10 protein-coding genes are annotated in these 15914 nt (G+C 57.8%); 3 read left to right on the top strand and 7 right to left on the bottom strand.

What is annotated here, in order from left to right; genetic code table 11:
• Nucleotides 1-11 precede the first annotated feature (11 nt).
• Nucleotides 12-1181 carry a CaiB/BaiF CoA transferase family protein gene (locus BLS30_RS08250; RefSeq protein WP_046479581.1) on the top strand — a complete coding sequence of 390 codons (1170 nt, stop codon included), beginning with the start codon at nt 12-14 and terminating at the stop codon, nt 1179-1181.
• A gap of 27 nt (nt 1182-1208) precedes the next feature.
• On the opposite strand, the gene BLS30_RS08245 is transcribed toward BLS30_RS08250, so the two are convergent.
• From BLS30_RS08245 to BLS30_RS08235, 3 genes are all read right to left on the bottom strand, one after another.
• The gene (locus BLS30_RS08245; protein WP_090227989.1) at nt 1209-3023 is read right to left on the bottom strand and encodes an aminopeptidase P family protein; all 1815 of its coding nucleotides are present in this window, start codon (nt 3021-3023) and stop codon (nt 1209-1211) included.
• Nucleotides 3024-3141: 118 nt separating this feature from the next.
• On the bottom strand, nt 3142-4095 hold the full coding sequence (locus BLS30_RS08240) for a 50S ribosomal protein L11 methyltransferase (RefSeq protein WP_090227987.1): 954 nt from the start codon (nt 4093-4095) through the stop codon (nt 3142-3144).
• On the bottom strand, nt 4095-5591 hold the full coding sequence (locus tag BLS30_RS08235; RefSeq protein ID WP_244512394.1) for a TMEM143 family protein: 1497 nt from the start codon (nt 5589-5591) through the stop codon (nt 4095-4097). Before BLS30_RS08235 ends, BLS30_RS08240 begins: the two co-directional genes overlap by 1 nt.
• Before the next feature lie 436 nt (nt 5592-6027).
• Between BLS30_RS08235 and BLS30_RS08230 the strand changes: the two genes are divergently transcribed.
• The gene (locus BLS30_RS08230; protein WP_139165308.1) at nt 6028-7407 is read left to right on the top strand and encodes a J domain-containing protein; all 1380 of its coding nucleotides are present in this window, start codon (nt 6028-6030) and stop codon (nt 7405-7407) included.
• A gap of 38 nt (nt 7408-7445) precedes the next feature.
• Here the strand turns inward: BLS30_RS08230 and BLS30_RS08225 are convergent, their stop codons facing one another.
• Entirely contained in the window at nt 7446-9926 is a 2481-nt protein-coding gene (locus tag BLS30_RS08225; RefSeq protein ID WP_090228552.1) for an ATP-dependent helicase, read from the bottom strand.
• Nucleotides 9927-10295: 369 nt separating this feature from the next.
• Here BLS30_RS08225 and BLS30_RS08220 point away from each other — a divergent pair, with 369 nt between their 5' ends.
• On the top strand, nt 10296-14285 hold the full coding sequence (locus BLS30_RS08220) for an AsmA family protein (protein ID WP_090227980.1): 3990 nt from the start codon (nt 10296-10298) through the stop codon (nt 14283-14285).
• A gap of 12 nt (nt 14286-14297) precedes the next feature.
• On the opposite strand, the gene BLS30_RS08215 is transcribed toward BLS30_RS08220, so the two are convergent.
• From BLS30_RS08215 to BLS30_RS08205, 3 genes are all read right to left on the bottom strand, one after another.
• Complete coding sequence (locus BLS30_RS08215) at nt 14298-14573, bottom strand: ribbon-helix-helix domain-containing protein (protein WP_076605360.1); 276 nt, start codon at nt 14571-14573, stop codon at nt 14298-14300.
• Nucleotides 14573-14824 (bottom strand): DUF4169 family protein, encoded by a 252-nt coding sequence (locus BLS30_RS08210; RefSeq protein WP_046479592.1) that lies wholly within the window; start codon nt 14822-14824, stop codon nt 14573-14575. Before BLS30_RS08210 ends, BLS30_RS08215 begins: the two co-directional genes overlap by 1 nt.
• Nucleotides 14825-14958: 134 nt before the next feature.
• A complete protein-coding gene (locus BLS30_RS08205; RefSeq protein ID WP_046479595.1) occupies nt 14959-15903 on the bottom strand; it encodes a CysB family HTH-type transcriptional regulator in 945 nt (314 codons plus the stop codon).
• Nucleotides 15904-15914 lie beyond the last annotated feature (11 nt).

Raw genomic sequence — 15914 nt, 5'->3', positions numbered from 1 at the left:
AGACAATAAGAATGACCAGAACCGGCCCACTAGACCGCCTGTTGGTAATTGATCTTACGCGGGTCCTCGCAGGCCCTTATGCGACGATGGTGCTGGCGGACATGGGTGCACGGGTTATCAAGGTCGAAGCTCCTGCTACCGCAGATGACGCCCGTGAATTTGGACCTTTCATCAACGGCAAGTCGGCCTATTTCATGTCGCTTAATCGCGGCAAGGAGAGCATTGCCCTTAATCTCAAAGATGATCATGACCGTGCGATTTTCGAGAAGCTTGTCGCCAAGGCAGACGTGCTTGTTGAGAACTACCGTCCAGGAACCATGGAGAAACTCGGTTACGGATGGGACCGTCTGAAGGATATCAACCCCAAGCTTATTTATGCTGCTATTTCCGGGTTCGGACATACGGGCCCTTATCGCGCGCGCGCGGCTTATGACATGGTTGTCCAAGGTATGGGCGGCATCATGAGCGTTACGGGCTATCCGGAGGCAGGCCCAACGCGCGTGGGGACTTCCATCGGTGATATCACGGCCGGTTTGTTTGGTTTCGCCGGTATCATGTCGGCGTTGTACGATCGCGAGAGGACGGGCAAGGGCGCGATGGTCGACGTCGGTATGCTCGATTGCCAAGTCGCTATCCTAGAGAATGCCATTGGGCGCTACCTCGCAGATGGGGTTGTTCCTCAGCCGCTGGGTGCCCGCCATCCTTCCATAACGCCCTTTGAGGCGTTCGCGACAAAGGACAGCCACATCATCGTTGCTGCAGGTAATCGGACGCTGTTTGAAAAGCTGTGCGGAGCGTTGGAGCGGCCGGACATCATGGCTGATCCGGATTTTGAAACTAACGATCTCAGAACGCAAAATCACGAGCGTTTGAAAGTTGAGTTGGAGAAGACGCTCGTCACGCGTTCCGCTGAGGAGTGGCTTCGCGTTATTGGGGATGCCGGCGTACCATGCGGGCCGATCAACAACGTCGAACAGGTCGTCAACGATGCGCATATCGCAGCCCGGAATATGATTATTCGTACGGACGATCCCGTGGCGGGAACGGTTCGCATGGCTGGCAACCCGATCAAGGTCACGGGGTTCGACGATCCACGTAAGCGGCGGCCGGCGCCACAGCTTGATGGCGACCGTGAAGCGGTGCTCGAGTTGATCGGAATGGCTGATGCGTCTGCGCGTTAACTTGGTCGCATAGACGTACGTTCTGTATCAAATGACAGCTGTGGCTGCTTTCAGCCAGGCCTTGGTTTCACGATCTACCAACGGAGACAGAGTTTTGCGTACTCTGTCATGGTAGGCATTGAGCCAAGCCCTTTCTTCGTCCGTCAGCAGCGCGGGATCGATGAGGCGCCGATCAATGGGCGCCAATGTCAGTGTTTCGAACGACAACATCTCACGATCGCCGCTGCTGACTTTTTTCGGCTCCTGAACAAGAACCAAATTCTCAATACGGATGCCGTAGGCGCCTTCTTTATAATAACCGGGCTCGTTGGAGAGGATCATTCCGGGCTGCAGGGGTACTGCGCCGGCCTTAGAAATTGAAGCGGGGCCTTCGTGCACAGAGAGGAAGCTCCCCACGCCGTGGCCTGTGCCGTGGTCGTAGTCGAGGCTGGCTTCCCACAATGCGCGGCGGGCCATAGGGTCAAGATCGCGGCCGCATGTGCCCTTGGGGAAACTCGCGGTTGCGATGGCGATGTGCCCCTTGAGGACGCGGGTGAAGCGTTCGATCATCTCACGGGTTGGCTTTCCGATTGCGATCGTGCGGGTGATGTCTGTCGTACCGTCTTGATATTGTGCACCGGAATCGACGAGGAACAGTTCTCCCTGTTTCAGCTGGCGGTTGCTCTGCGTGCTGACGCGGTAGTGGACGATAGCCCCATTGGGGCCGCTGCCGGAGATGGTGTCAAAGCTGATCTCGCGCAGCAGGTTTGTTTGACGCCGGAAGTCTTCCAGGGTCTGAGCCGCCGTGATTTCGTCGAGGGAGCCCTTCGCCGCCTCTCGGTCAAGCCAGCATAGGAACTGTGAGACAGCAACGCCGTCGCGTTCATGCGCCATCCGCATCCCTGCTATTTCCGTAGCGTTCTTGATGGCTTTCAAAGCAGTGCACGGATCGGACCCGCGGGCTATCCGTCGCGCACCGCCAAGCTTTTGGGCAAAGAACCAGCTTGCCGCATTGGGATCCAGCCGGACCCGTTTCTTTTGCGATTTAAGGTCAGAGAGACGTTCGGCGAGTTTGTCGGGCGCCAATATCTTGGCTACCGGACGCAAGTGTTCGCGGAGTGATTTGTCTACCTTCTTCGGGTCGACAAACAGCTCGACCTTGCCGCGACGCGGCACGATCGCGAAAGACAGGAAGACTGGGTTGTGCGCGACATCGCTGCCGCGGGCGTTGAGCAGCCAAGCGATGGAATCCGGACTCGTCAGAACAACGACGTCCTGTTCATCATCAGCTAGGCGCTTCTGCACTTCTTCGACCTTGTCTGCGGATGACGTTCCGGCGAATTCCAAAGGGTGCGGAATGATGGGGCCGGCTGGCGGGGCGGGGCGATCCTTCCCCCAGAGCTTGTCGATAAGGTTGGTCGCGACGGGTGTCACCTTGATGCCGTGTGGTTTCAGCCGGCTTTGCAGACGTTCTATCTGCGCGATCGTGAACAGTTTGGGATCGAAGCCAATGCGCGCGCCGAACGATAAATTCTGCGGAATCCAATCTTCCGCCCGTGTTTTGGCCATAGGCACGATCTCAAAGATTTTCGTGTCGACCTCTTGCCGCGCCTGAACCGTATAGCGCCCATCTACGAAAACCGCGGCGGTGTCGTGCGTCACCACAGCGGATCCGGCGCTTCCCGAAAAGCCCGTCAGCCAGTGCAGCCGTTCGGCGCACGGGGGGACATATTCGCCTTGGTGTTCATCGGCGCGCGGAATGAGATAAGCGTCCAGCTTACGGCGTTGCATCTCTTCACGCAGCCGCGATACGCGAGCCGCGGCTAAAGTTGGATCGCTACGTGTTTCAAAAGTCTGGAACATGGATGGCACTTCAGTTCACGGCGCAAGTGCCGTTGGCTTGGGGAGCGTGATGGTAGAGCGAGATGCGCATCTATCGCAATATCCGCGCATGGCGAAGAGCCGTTACGACCCCGCCGGTTTAGTGATGCGGTGATATCGGTCTGTCGTTGAGGCGACGCATGACGAGGGTTGACCACCCGGCGATGCGGCTGTGTTGCTCAAGATAGAAACCGCGCGCCCGGTAGGCTGCGATGATTTCAGGAGCCTGATGCGTGAGGAGGCCGGAGAGGATGAGATGGCCGCCAGGTTTTGTCGCGCGCGCAATTGATCCGGACAGCATGATGAGCGGGGCTGCGAGAATATTCGCGATCAACAGGTCAAAGTTTTGGGGGGCCCGTAGTCGCGGGTGCTCCAGTCCGGAGGCGACGATTGTTGAGATGCGATCGTGAGCCCTATTTGCAGCGATGTTGGCCGCGGCGACGTGGACGGACTGCGCATCGAGATCGCTCGCCAGGATCTTTGTTGCGGGAAGTGCACGAGCCACCGCAATGGACAGCACGCCGGAACCACATCCCAAATCCAGGACGTTGGCGTATCGCCGCCGCCGGGTCAGACGGTCGATCGCAAGAAGGCAGCCGTAGGTCGTGGCATGATGCGCGGTGCCGAAAGCTTCGCCCGCGTCAATCAAGATGGCGCCAGGGCCCCGTCCGACGCGATGGGCGTCGTGACTGCCGTGAACCGTGAAGCGACCTGCTGTGACTGGGGGAAGTGCTGCTTGAGACAACGCCACCCAGTTGGCTTCAGGCACAGGTGCGAGGGTAAATTGTGGTGCAGGGACTCCCAGAGCGGGTTCGACGCCGGCAGCCGCAGCTTCCGCGTCGCTCTGGCTATCGTAGTAGGCCTCGATGCGCCAGCCCTTTCCGGCTTCTTCGAAGAGGCTCAGAGCGGTGGGTTGAGGTTCGATCAGATTTTCCAGTACGCCGGCCAGTCGATAAGCCAGATCCCGGTCTGAGATGATCGCGGAAAGGGTCGTCGCGCGGTGTTGGGTCAGGTCGTTAGAGGTGTCGGTATCGGTAGGCGCGTTTGCGTACATTATGCGTGTTGTTCCGCCGGCGTGGCTGTTGCAGTTGGTTCCGGGACCGGGTCCGCCGTCCGGATTTCCCGACCCTCGTTATGCTCAATATCGGGGAGCAGATCCAAGAACATGTCCCACTTGGCATCAAGGTGTTGGGCCGCTTCGCGCGGCTGCAGCGTATGCAGGTAACCGTTGGCGTCCTCGGTAACGAGGCCGTCTGCTATCAGTCGCGATAAGGCGTCTTCCAGATCGAAATCGACATCAACGCCGAAGCTCGAATTGAGGTATTGCTCTATCGCAAGATCGATAGCTTTCAGATCGTTGCGATGTGCCTGTTCTTTGGCCAGGACGCAATACAATAAAATTTCTTCCTTTACGTCTTCCTCCGCGGCGCGGTCGACGAGCTTGATCATAACGCCGCGGTTGTCGGCCATGGAGTGGAAGTAAAGGTTCTGCGCCATGATGACCATGTAGCGCTGCTTTGTATTGAAGAAGTTGCTGACCTGGCGGAACAGGGCCGCACCTAACCCCAAGATCGCGCCGCCTGCAACGATCGGGTTGGTGAGTAGGAGCCCAACTTTACCGGCGGCGGCGAACGTGCTCATGCCGACGCCAAACGCGCCGGTGCCACCTAAAGTAATTTTATCCATCAAACGGAATTTTACGGTGGTGTTCGGAAACACCATTTCGACATCCGACCGCGGGATGTTTTTGAAGAGCTTCATGTAGATGTCGTCTTCATTGACGGCGGAGGGCAGATTCGCGCGCAGACGTTTTGCCATGCGTTCTGCTTCCTTCCGCGAGATCTTTTCCTTTTCCATAATCTCGCGGATGTGTCGGTCGAGCGGCTTTAATTTGAAGAGCAGGAACAGTCGCTGAAAAATCGGCACGTGAAATTCTTCCTTGCGGAGGAATTTGCGCAGGTTGCGGCGTTGATCTTTGCGTGTTGAAGCGCCGCGATAATAGATCAAGCATTCTTCGAACAACGAAAAGTCTACCCGCAAGTCGAGGCCGTAGTGGGTCGCCTCGCTCAGGATTTCTGTGATCACGGACGGGTCAAGGCGCTCGTAATTTGCTTGTTCGAGAATCGACTCCATTTCCGAGACGAAGCGTTTTTGCATCTGTCGCAGTTCATCGCGGCTGTATTTGCGTGTCAGCAACAGATCGGTATCTGGGCTGAACGGTTCGTAAGTCTGCTCCAGCTCAAGCAGACGCGCGCCGTAAAGCTGATGACGCCAGTAGTCGAGATAATGAAAGAAACGACGGGCCACTCGTGCTTCTTCCGCGCCCCAGGCCTGTGGTGATGTCAGCCGGTCGATGAGGGCGAAACGCGTGATCGGAATAAAACGTTCGCGCGGGCGTTCGTCATCGGGTTTGAGGATGTCTACGCCGTTTTGGGGTAGCGCAGTTGCCATGTAGGTGCTGGTAGGCGGGGTCAATGGTGATCCCGAGGGCGAATCCTCACGCACGACGATTTGCGGTTCTTCCTGAGCCGCAGCGTTGACCGGGGACATGACACACAACCTCCCGATAAGTCTCAGACGCAATAATATGACGTTCGGAACGGGATTCCTTCGGCCGGACCGTCAACTGTTATCGCTGTTTCCCTCTCCCACGAGGGTAGTGTTTAGGATGCAACTCCGCTGCTGTCGAGTTTATGCGAGCGACTATACATCCTAAAACAAGCGATCTCTGTGACGGTTTGATCGGATAAACGCGGTAGTTATGCAAGACTCCGTGATTTTCCCGTCGAACTTATTTGGCGTGTAAAGACGATTCATGGTGTCATAGCGTTGCTTCGACGGCATTCCTGTGGCGTCGGATCATGTAGTATTTGGCAGAACAGTGATTCACAGCTTCATGCAATTTTGCGTGAAACTGCCTTAGTCGTGCCTAGGTTGGAACACAGAAACGGCGGTGCGGAAGCGTTCCAGTGATAGGGGGGTCTGGGTGCGTCGCTCTCTGACAATCTGTGGCATTTTGTCGGTGACGGCGTGGAGCGCCCTCCCCGCGTCGGCGGCTGATCGCCTAGAGATGCCCTATTCCTGCACGACGCGGGCAAACGAAGTTGTCCTTAAGGCAGCCGCACCGCAGCTGTACGAAATTCTCGGCAACAAAGAGCAGCGGACTTATACGGCATGCCGGGAGGCTGGCTCTCCTAATTGCAAAACGATGACGATCTATCGCTTCGCGATCTCTTGCGGTGGAAAAAGTGTTTCGTGGGTTGAAATTGCCGCGAAGATACGAAGTGAAACGATTGGCGCTTCCTGGTTGGAGGCAGATCAGCTCAACTTGTTGATACGTACCAACAAGGGAAATGCGCAGCGGACAGCGCGTTTCATTATTCCCAGGGGGTATGCCCCCATCGAAGAGGTGGGCGCACGTCTCAATTCGCACGATGATCTCTCAGATATTGCGCAAAATCTGGTGGATCACCCCACGGTTCCGAACCCTGTTTCCGTACCTCCTGACGCCATCGCCGCGGACGCGGCGGATGCTGCTATAGCTGCAGCAGCTGATATGGCCGCGCGTTCGGCGGCCAGCTCCGCGATTTTGGTGGCAGATACGGCTCTGATTTCGGAAGAAGCTTGGCAGACGGTGGTTTACGAGCATGATGTCGGTGCGGCTGTTTCCCCGGCGGCGGGCGGGCTGGTTTATGCCTATACGTTAGGTGCTTTGGCGCTGACGTTGCTGGCGGCAATGTTTGGGTTTCTGGGACGCCACCGGTGGCGCACTCCGTTCAGTTTTGCGCGGTTGCGGACTGTAATTGGTGGAAGTGCAACACGCAGTTGGTGGCGATCAAAGCTTTCAGCGAAGCTTCCGCGGACGGATAATCAGACCTTTTTCAACGGTGTCGATTCTGTTGCGGCCCTCCTGCTTCAGGTCGAGTCCCTCGTGTACTCCCTGAAATCTGCCGGGCCGTTGCGTGATACGCTTTCCGGTGAATTGAAGGGCATTCGGCAACGGCTTGCTTCATTGAAACAGGCGGATAAGGGCGAGCTTTCGGAAGCGCGCACGTCGGCCGGGCTTCGTGCGATTGTCCGTGATCTCGAGCGCATTCGCCGTATCGCCGATAGTGCGGCAATCAGCATGTCGAAAGGGGCGCGTGTCGGCCGGGGAGCGGTGCCGAAGACGGCCGCGGAAGCCTACGAGTTGCTCGGGATCAACGCTAGCGTGTCTGAAGCTACGTTGAAAAAGATCGTTGATGGGTTGCGGATGAGTTGGCATCCGGATCTCGCCCGTGATGCCGCCGATCGCGATTTGCGTGAAGAGCGCACCAAGTGCATCAACATTGCTTGGGATCTGATCACGGGCAAGCGTGCGGCTTAACGAGCCGTTTCTCGCAAAGAGATTTCATTGTTTCTGTGTCAGTGGCGCTCGACGAAAGAGTCGACGACGCGCTTGCGTCCCGATTTCTCAAAATCAATGGTGAGCTTATTGCCGTCGATTTCCGAGATCCGGCCATAGCCAAACTTTTGATGGAAAACCCGCTCTCCCATTTCAAATGAGGACTCGCTCGTTGAGGATGCGACGAGTTCGCCTTCAATCGTGCGTGGGGCTGCGCGACGGCGTGGGGGCGTTGTCGAATCTGATTGCCACTGTTTTTGCGCGCGCTGCCAGCCCGGCGTCGCGTAGCTCGATTGGAATGCCGCTGGGGCCTCATCGAAGCGGCTGGCGCCGTAAGGGTTGCCTCCGAAGCGCCCACCAAAATTCTGATATGCACCACCGAACGGTGTTTTAGCTTCGACAACCTCGACGTGAGCTTCCGGGAGTTCGTCGACGAAGCGTGAGGGGATCGCGGATTGATAGAGACCACGATTGCGCCGGTTCTGAGTGAAGGAGATATGTGCACTGACCTTGGCCCGGGTGATGCCGACATAAGCTAGACGACGCTCTTCCTCCAGTCCGGCCTGTCCGCTTTCATCGAGCGTACGCTGGCTCGGGAATACGCCTTCCTCCCAGCCAGTTAGAAAGACGGTATCAAACTCCAGGCCCTTGGCGGCATGCAGCGTCATGATGGAGACGCGATCACCGTCGCTCGCGTTGTCGATATCCATCACCAGGGACACGTGCTCAAGGAACCCTTGTAGCGTATCGAACTCGTGCATGAAGCGTACGAGTTCTTTGAGGTTTTCCAACCGGGATTGAGCTTGCGGGCTTTTGTCCGCTTGCCACATCTGAGTGTAGCCTGACTCGTCCAGGATCAGTTCGGCCAGCTCTGTGTGGGGCATGGTTGCGGCGCTTGCTCGCCAGCGCTCGAACTGCCTGACGAGATCGCTCAAAGAGCGACGGGCCTTGCCCGACAACTCTTCGGTTTCGATGATGGATTGTGCCGCGGCGAAAAGCGGGATCTCGCTGGCGCGTGCCAATTCGCGAACGCGTTTGACAGACGTATCCCCCAAGCCGCGTTTGGGCACGTTGATGATGCGCTCGAACTTAAGATCGTTAGCTGGATTGGCGGTGACTTCCAGGTAGGCGATCGCGTCCTTGATTTCGGCTCGTTCATAAAACCGTGGGCCGCCGATGACACGGTAGGGCAAACCTGTCGTGATGAAGCGGTCTTCCAATACGCGCATCTGGAAAGATGCGCGTACGAGGATCGCGATCTCGTTCAGCCGGTGCCCTTGCTTGCTCAAGGCTTCGATGTTGCTGGCAATGGTGCGGGCTTCCTCTTCGTCATCCCATAGTCCGGTCACGGTGACTTTGTTGCCGGCTGCGCCATCCGTGAAGAGCGTCTTGCCGAGACGGTTCTCGTTGGCGGTGATGAGATGTGAGGCGGTTGCCAGAATATGCGCGGTAGACCGGTAGTTCCGTTCTAGCCGGATGACGGTTGCGCCGGGGAAATCCTGTTCGAACCGCAGGATGTTGTCGACCTCGGCTCCGCGCCAGCCATAAATAGACTGATCGTCATCGCCGACACAGCAGATGTTCGGCTTTTCGGAGCCCTGAGCCAACAAACGCAGCCACAAATATTGGGCGACGTTGGTGTCCTGGTATTCATCGACGAGGATGTAGCGGAAACGGTTGTGATACTGCGCCAGAATATCCGGATTCTCCATGAAAAGCCTGAGGCTTTCCAATAGGAGGTCTCCAAAATCGGCGGCGTTCAATTCCTTCAAGCGGCGTTGGTAGGCGGCGTAAAGCTCGCGGCCTTTGCCGCCTGCAAACGCGTGAGCTTCGCCGGCGGGCACCTTTTCTGGCGTGAGGCCACGGTTTTTCCAGCTGTCTATGTAGGCGGCGAGCTGACGGGCCGGCCAGCGATCCTTGTCCAAGCCTTCAGCTTCGATCACCTGCTTCATCAGGCGGAGCTGATCATCGACGTCCAGGATCGTGAAGCCTTGCTTCAAACCGACGAGTTCGGCGTGGCGGCGCAGGATTTTCACGCCTATCGAGTGGAAGGTGCCTAGCCATGGCATGCCTTCGACGCTGCCGCCGACAAAGCGCTCGACGCGCTCTTTCATCTCCCGCGCTGCTTTGTTCGTAAATGTTACGGCGAGGATTTGGGATGGGTAGGCGCGACCGGTTTCGAGGATGTGGGCGATTCGGGTGGTGAGCACACGTGTTTTGCCGGTGCCGGCCCCCGCAAGCACAAGGACGGGCCCCTCAAGAGCTTCAACGGCAGCACGTTGTTCCGGATTGAGCGCATCGAGGTACGGCGCAGCCGATGATGACATCGGGCGTTTTGCAAGCGCACGTTGCGATATGGAGCCTTGCGCGTGCGCAGGTGCGGCCTGCCCAGGTGTTCCTGCGCCGGACTCTGTGTTCGGCGGGAGGTCAAAGGGTGGGTCGTCTTGCGGTTCGATCGGCATATGAGCCGATGCTGTGTTCGTCTTATGATTCGTGCTCATTGTTTGCCAATATAGCACGCTCAGCTGGGCGGCAATCGGGCGGAGCGGCCGTTCCACAGAGGTCACGAGACGCCCAGTGGGTATTTGGGAAGGGTTGCCACCAGCGATTTATGCCGCGCTGCCGCAAAATCAAGCAAACTCCGGGGCGCTGATTGTCGAAGTCTTGATTGGCGTTGCACCATTTTAGAGTCCAAAACTCAGCGTAAGACTTGGCAAATCCGTCCAGGCATCCGACTGTGACGTGTCGCGATATGGACGGATAAGCTATGGTGTTCGTTGACGGCGAGAATGTCGGGGCTGAGATTTTGCGTTAGCAGTTCGTGCGTGGTTATTGCTCCAGGCACGTAGGCAGGCAGGCGGAGGCAAATTTTGAACGCATTACTGACGTGGATCGGTAGCCTCCTGATCCTGGCACTTGCGGCTCTATTCGCCGGTCCGCATTTCGTTGATTGGAACGTTTATCGCGGGGTCTTCGAAGAAGAGGCTTCGCGTATTCTCGGCCGGGACGTACGGGTTGGCGGGGATGTCAATTTGCGGTTGTTGCCCGCGCCGTACGTTCGGTTTGAAAAGCTGCGTATTTCCGATACGACGGGCATCGCTGGTGCGCCGCTGTTCAGCGCAGAAAGCTTTACGATGTGGCTGTCTGTGCCGCCCTTGCTGAAGGGTGCGCTAGAGGCCAAGCGAATTGAGTTGGAACGGCCCAGCGTCACACTTGCAGTCAATGAAGACGGATATGGGAATTGGCGTTCACTTAACGCCGGTTACGGGTCTTTGCCGTTCGTTCCGACCGGCGTCGAACTCCAATCTGTTCATATCAGCGATGGCGCCGTTGCGCTGAACCTGCAACGTGGTGGCGAGGTTGCGCGGCTTTCGAAGATTAACGGTGAACTTGCCGCAAAGCAGCTCGCGGGACCGTATACGTTTCGCGGATCGGTTGACTTGAGTGGGACAGAGCGGGAGATCCGGCTGGCGACATCTGAGCCGGATCAGGCTGGCACCGTCCGCCTGAATGGACAAATCCGGACACCGTCGAGCAAGGATCGTTACACCGTCGATCTTCGACTGAGCAATCTCTGGGAACAACCGGCTATCGAGGGGGATCTCTCGGGGCGGGTTCAGATCAACAAAATGGGGGATGATGCTTTCGCCGAACTCAAGGCGAAGATGAAAGGCAGTCCCCAAGGCGCGCAATTATCCGAAATTGTTGCTTCGTTTGAAAATTCTGGGCAGCCACAGATTGTCGTCGGTCAGATGGCTGCGGAATGGGGCGGGCGACACCAGATTGATTTGTCTCTCAGTTCGCGCTGGCTTGATCTTGACCGATTGGCAGGCGGGACGCCGTCGCAAGCATCGGCAATGCCTACAGGTGAAACCCCTGCGGGAAGGGCACCTGGAAACGGTGAAGCAATCGGCGCCAAACCTCAAGCTTTTACTGGCCCCGTTCAAACGGCTCAATCACTTCTTGCCGGATTGATCGACGTCTTTCCTGAACGCGTCGACGTGAGTGCGGACCTTAGGGTCGATCAGGTCAATCTCGGCGGCGATGCCGTGAGCGATGTCTTGTTAGAGATGCAGCGCAACGGTGGTCCTCTTGAGATGAAGACGATGCGCGCTGTGTTGCCGGGCGGCGCGCGGTTTGATTTTTCCGGACAGGTTGAGGCGACAGAGGGTGTGCCGGTTTTTTCAGGTGATCTCTATGTCGGAGGCGTGAGCGCGGCACACGTGATTTCCTGGGCGCTTGGCCCTGGAGCAACCAGTGGCATCAGTAGCGATGGGCCCTTTGCCGTTGATGGAAAGATGCGGCTGGGTGGTTCCAGCCTCCAGCTTTCTAACGCGCGTGCCGAATTTTCCGGCGTTCCCATCCGAGGTAGCGTGAGCTGGCGTGAGAACAAAAATGGTAAGCGGCTCGCCGTGGAGATCGAAGGCCGCGAGATTGATACGCGCTGGGTCGGACTCAATGATTTTCAAATGCCTGCCATTGTCGACATCTTGAGCAAGAGCATTGAGACTGCTTCGGGCGATAATGTCCTTCCCGCTTGGCTCTCTGGAGATTTTGGTGACGTGCGCTTGCGTGTGCGTGCGGACACGTTGCGTAACGGTTCCAACGAACTGAAGGATGTGAATGCCGACATTGCCTTGCGGGATAACCGCATAGAGATCGCCACCGCGGACTTTAAAACTCCGTCCGGCCTGTCGGTTTCCATGGAGGGCAGCATTGCCGAGCCTTCCAAAGCACCGAAGGGGACCTTGCGGTTCGTTATTGGAGCGCAAAACCAAGAGGCGGTGACTACGCTTGCGAACGCGCTAGGCGGAGAAGCTTCTCGGGGGCGCTTTACCGAACGGCTGTCGGATCTTGCGCCGTTTCGGCTTGCAGGCAACCTCGCTCTTTCGCAACGCCTGCCCAATGCCGCTGATATTGACGTTGATGGAATGGCCAGCGGAGGGTCAGTCGAGGCACAGCTTCGGCTCGATGGCGGCATTGATCATTGGCGTGAGAAGTCCGCGGATATCCTTGTGCGCGTCAAGGATGGCAAGGCGGCGCGTTGGGTGGCAAATTGGCTTGGCGGAGCAGAGGGCTTTGAAACATCCAATTCAGCGCTGAATGGGGGTAGCGGGCTGTTGAAGGCTGTTGGCGTTCCTAATGATGGCATGCTGACGATGGCGACGCTGGATGGCGATGGGTTTTCGCTGATTTACGACGGCAAGAGCGGGGTTGCTGGCGATATGCTGAGCGCGATCTCCGGAGAGTTTGTCGTCAACGCCCGGCAAAGTAACGATGTGCTTGGCTTGGTCGGCATTGAGCTGGCGGATGGCGCGGAGTTGGGCCCGGCGCAGGGTGTTGTTGAGTTTACCCGGAGCAACGGGCGCTACGTGTTTACGCCGCGGGATATGATTTTTGCCGGCTCGCGGCTTGCGGGTTCGATTGCCGTTTCGCGCCAGAAAGGCGACGGTCGCCGGCTCGAAGCGGACTTAACGACCGATGCAGCATATCTGCCCGGCCTCATGTCCGCTGTTCTGGCGCGTCCCCGACAGGGATCGGAGGCGCCTGAAGACACGGATCCCGGGCAACAACGTTCAGCAGCAGGCGAGAAGGGCCTTCCACAGGTTGCCCAGGCGGCCGAAGGATTGGTCACGGATGCCGCGGTCTTTTCAGATCAGGCTTTCGACATGTCTCCACTCGTGGACCTCTCCGGTCAGCTCAAGCTGAAGGCCAGCCGGTTGATGTTCAATGAAGAGCTGCATGCCGAGAATGCTGATCTGACAGTTTCGTTTGGCGGATCGCGTGTTGAGCTCACACTCAAGGAAGCAACGGTGCTCGGTGGCGGGGTCAGTGGTGAACTGTCACTGGAGCGTGCGCCGGCGGGGGTGATCGCCAGTGGTAACGTTGCTCTGCAAGGTGGGAATTTGGCTGAGGTCGTTTCGCAGAAGGCCGGAGGCCGTGTGCTCGCAACAGGCACAGTCGATGCGAATGCCAAGTTCACGGGGCGCGCGCTGGGGCCACGCGGGCTTGTTTCTGCACTTGTCGGTTCGGGAGAACTGACTTTTACCGACGCCAAGGTGCACGGGCTTGATCCGGCTCTTGTTACCGGCTCAGCGCTGTCCCTGGTGGCCTCGGATGATCCGATCGACAACTTCGCGGGGACTTTGCGTCAGGAACTGAGTAAGGGCGTACTGCCGGTAGGAAAGCGCTCCGTCGCCCTTGAGATTATCGACGGTGCTGTTCGGGTTAGTCCGATCAAGGTTGATACGCCGAAGGGAAGCACGCAGATCGTTACGACGTTCGATATCGCCGCATTGGCTGTTGATAGTGAATGGCGCATTCAGGCGAAGTCAGCTGTCAATGGCGAGGCTGATTGGCCTCCGGTAACTGTGACGTTTGTCGGTCCGGTCGCGGAATTGGCGTCGCTTGAGCCCAAGGTGACGGCGGATACCTTGGAGCGCGAGCTGACTGTGCGGCGTATGGAGCGCAACGTTAACGAGCTGGAACGCTTGCGTCGCCTGGATGAAGAAGCGGCGGCGCGTGAGCGCGCTCGGCAGCGTAAGATTGAAGAAGAGCGGGCTAAGGCTGCGGCCGCCGCTGCCGCCGCGCGCCCTCAATATCCGATTACGCCTAACAGCATGAACGGGGTGATCACTTCAGAACCGTTGCCACCTATCGAGACGGCTCCGGGGCAAGGTAGCAATGCCGGTGAATTTGCTCCGGGAGCAGGTCAACCCGTGCCGCCGGAAGCAGTCATCAACGAACCACCACCGCCATCCGTTCAGGTACAGCGGGCTCCGCGTCCGCGACCCGCGCGGGAGATACCCCAACTCTCGCCGTCGGACATCATGCGCCAGCAATTGCTCGGCACGAACTGACGAGCCAAAGCGTCAGTGGGGCGAACGTTCGATATTTTCAGTTGAATGAGCCGGCTCTTCGTTCGGCTTGTTGGTGCGTGCTGCTTCGCGATAGCGCTCAAGGACGTAGAGCCGCACGGCTGACGATAAACCTGTGTCGCCGCGTTGTGCGTCGATGCTTCCGACCATATCGGCGAGAGACCGATCATCCGAGGCCGCGATCTCCTTCAATGCCGCCCAGAATGGCTCTTCCAGCGAAAGCGATGTGCGGTGCCCCTTAATTGAGAAAGAGCGCTTCTTAGGCCGCATCAGGCCGCACCACCTGATGGTGGGATATCGTCTTTGGGATTGCTGGGTGGGGTCGAGGGTTGGTGGTCTGGCGATCCGACACGCTGAGCACCGTCGAGTTGGCGGTTCGCGTGTTCTGCTTCTAATGAGCGTTTTTGGCGCTCGGTTTTCGACTGTCCGAATTTTGCGCGATTTTCTTCAGCCTGCGCTTCTTTACGCGCGCGTTCACGGGCTTTGCGGACTTGGCGCAAATTGATGATTTCGGCGGTCATGAGCGTCGATCCGTTCCCAATTCTGGCGTCTTGGGAATTTTGATAGCCTGTAAAACCCGGGATTGCCAAGTTACATGCTGTCCACCCTCTTTGGGGTGGCGACGGATTTCGAACCTTCAGACTTTGCTTTTAGCTCATTCGCCGGAGGTGTTGCTGCCCGATGGTGAGGTTTCCGAGCGGACGAGGCCTTCGGTCAATTCGGGCGAGCAGAATTCGATGAAACGGTAGACGAAGCCGCGCAGATATCGGCCGCGGCGAAGTGCGATCCGCGAGGTGTTCTTTTGAAAGAGGGGGGTGGAATCGAGCAACGTCAACTTGGTATCGCGCGTGGGATCGAACGCCATCGAGGCAATGATCCCTACGCCTAAGCCGAGTTCGACGTAGGCCTTGATCACGTCTGCGTCCAGGGCTGCCATGACAATATCGGGTGAGAGACCTGCGGATGCGAAGGCTGCATCAATACCGGCGCGGCCGGTGAAGCCGGGATTATACGTGATGATCGGATATTCGGCGATCGCTTCCAACGTCAGCGGCGTGACTTTTTCGAGCGGGTGTCCCTTCGGTGCGATGACAGCATGGTGCCAGGAATAGAACGGGAATGAGATCAGGTCGGGATTGTCGATCAGAGCGTCGGTCGCGACACCAACATCGGCTGAGCCATCAAGAAGCATCGAGGCCGTTTCGGCCGGACTGGCCTGGTGAAGTACAAGATGCACATCGGGAAAGGTCTGCTTGAACTTTGCGACGATGGGGGGCAGCGCATAGCGAGCCTGCATATGCGTGGTCACTACAGTGAGTTCGCCGCGATCTGTTTGTGAATATTGATCAGCGATGCGTTTGATATTCTCGGCTTCTAGCAGGAGCCGCTCGACAAGTTCTAAAAGTTCTTCGCCAGGGCCAGTCAGGCCGGTCAGGCGCTTGCCGCGCCGTACAAACAACTCGACGCCAAGCTCATCCTCGAGGTCCTTGATGTGTTTACTGACGCCGGATTGAGAAGTGTAGAGTGCGCCCGCAACCTCTGTCAGGTTGAAGCCGCGCCGCGCGGTTTCCCTGATGATCCGAAGCTGTTGGAAGTTCATGTATGGCTCGC

The organism is Filomicrobium insigne (assembly GCF_900104305.1).
GTDB classification, from domain to species: Bacteria; Pseudomonadota; Alphaproteobacteria; order Rhizobiales; family Hyphomicrobiaceae; genus Filomicrobium; species Filomicrobium insigne.
The sequence above is the reverse complement of the archived record's forward strand: the minus strand, read 5'-3'. Positions and strand labels throughout refer to the sequence as shown.